This is a genomic window from Anaerococcus cruorum (assembly GCF_046365495.1).
GTDB classification, from domain to species: domain Bacteria; phylum Bacillota; class Clostridia; order Tissierellales; family Peptoniphilaceae; genus Anaerococcus; species Anaerococcus cruorum.
In genome coordinates this window covers 1-593 of the sequence record NZ_JBGMEH010000004.1, presented here as the reverse complement: position 1 = coordinate 593, position 593 = coordinate 1, and the positions used below count along the sequence as shown (strand labels likewise).

General features: G+C 44.2%; 1 tRNA gene and 1 rRNA gene. Both read left to right on the top strand.

Features of this window, described 5'->3' with window-relative positions:
• Window positions 1-202: 202 nt before the first annotated feature.
• A tRNA-Ile gene (locus ACCQ40_RS04570) sits at window positions 203-279 on the top strand.
• A gap of 189 nt (window positions 280-468) precedes the next feature.
• Window positions 469-593: ribosomal RNA gene (locus ACCQ40_RS04565) — 23S ribosomal RNA — on the top strand; the annotation flags it as partial.

Below are 593 nucleotides of genomic sequence, written 5' to 3'. Positions count from 1 at the left end.
CTAAGGAAGCCCGGCCTGGTGGGTGGAAGGTGCATAGATGTCCGACATACTGGACAGCACTTTACATCCTAGGCGAATGTTTTGCTTGCAAAACAGAGACTAGGACGCCTCAACAATGAGGAAAGAAAACCCACTAGCCAGGCAGAGAATGATACGTTATTCTCTATCTATTAGAAACAAACCGTTACTTAAATAATTGCATGGACCTGTAGCTCAGGTGGTTAGAGCGCACGCCTGATAAGCGTGAGGTCGGTAGTTCGAGTCTACTCAGGTCCACCATCAAGCCCGGCCGGCTCATTGAGTCCTCGCGCCTAATAGGTGCGAAATTGCCGCAGGGCATATGCCCGAGGACAAAGTATAAAATATTTGTCCTGGCTAACTATTACTATTGAAAAATTAAAAAATAAAGTGTAAAATAAATTCACACTTAACTGAACCATAAAAAACTAAATAGCAAACAATATTTCCAGTCAAGAGAATAAGGGCTCAAGGTGGATGCCTTGGCACATGAAGACTAAGAAGGACGTAAGTGAACGAAAACTAGGGTAAGCTCACAAAAAGCACTGACCCCTAGGTATCCGAATGGGGAAACC